The sequence below is a fragment of the Halopenitus sp. H-Gu1 genome, assembly GCF_041821145.1.
Classification (GTDB): Archaea; Halobacteriota; Halobacteria; order Halobacteriales; family Haloferacaceae; genus Halopenitus.
In genome coordinates this window covers 1-697 of record NZ_JBGUBC010000067.1, presented here as the reverse complement: position 1 = coordinate 697, position 697 = coordinate 1, and the positions used below count along the sequence as shown (strand labels likewise).

Below are 697 nucleotides of genomic sequence, written 5' to 3'. Positions count from 1 at the left end.
GGCGGTGTTCAGATAAGGATGAAGAGTGAGGCGGTTCGTTTTCTGAGTAGTCTATGCCCGAAAACGACCGCCTCAACGGTTGTTTAGAGGAGATCAACTTAGAGTTTGTTGAACGAGAAGCGACACCGCGATTCCTGATGAAGCTCAGTATTCAGCTCCATCTTGCTGGACTCTCGCTTTCGAATACTGTTTCGATTCTTGAGATATTCGGTGTCGAACGTGCTCGATCAACCGTCCATAATTGGGTTCACAAGGCCGATCTACAGCCCGACGCTGGTCGGTGTCCGGATCACGTTGCGGTTGACGAAACCGTGATCCGGCTCAACGATGAGCAATATTGGCTGTATGCCGCTGTCGATCCCGAGACAAACGAATTGCTCCATACAAAGCTTGAACCGACGACAACAAAGGTTATCGCTCATTCGTTTCTTACGGAACTCTCCGAGAAACACGACGTCTCCGACGCCGTGTTTCTCGTCGATGGATCGCACTCGTTACAAGATGCGTGTCAGCGCCACGGCTTCGATTTTAGATACGAAAAACATGGAAATCGGAATGCTGTTGAACGTGTCTTTAGAGAGATAAAACGCAGAACTATCTGTTTTTCAAACTGTTTCAGCAACGCCGAAGCAGAAACCGCCGACGACTGGATCAGATCGTTCAGCTTCGCATGGAATCAGCTTATCTGAACACTACG

Annotated in this window: 1 protein-coding gene; it reads left to right on the top strand. The window is 49.1% G+C overall.

What is annotated here, in order from left to right; all coding sequences use genetic code 11:
• Positions 1-53: 53 nt before the first annotated feature.
• Positions 54-689: an IS6 family transposase gene (locus tag ACERIT_RS16170; protein WP_373675877.1), complete on the top strand. Its 636-nt coding sequence runs from the start codon at positions 54-56 to the stop codon at positions 687-689.
• Positions 690-697 lie beyond the last annotated feature (8 nt).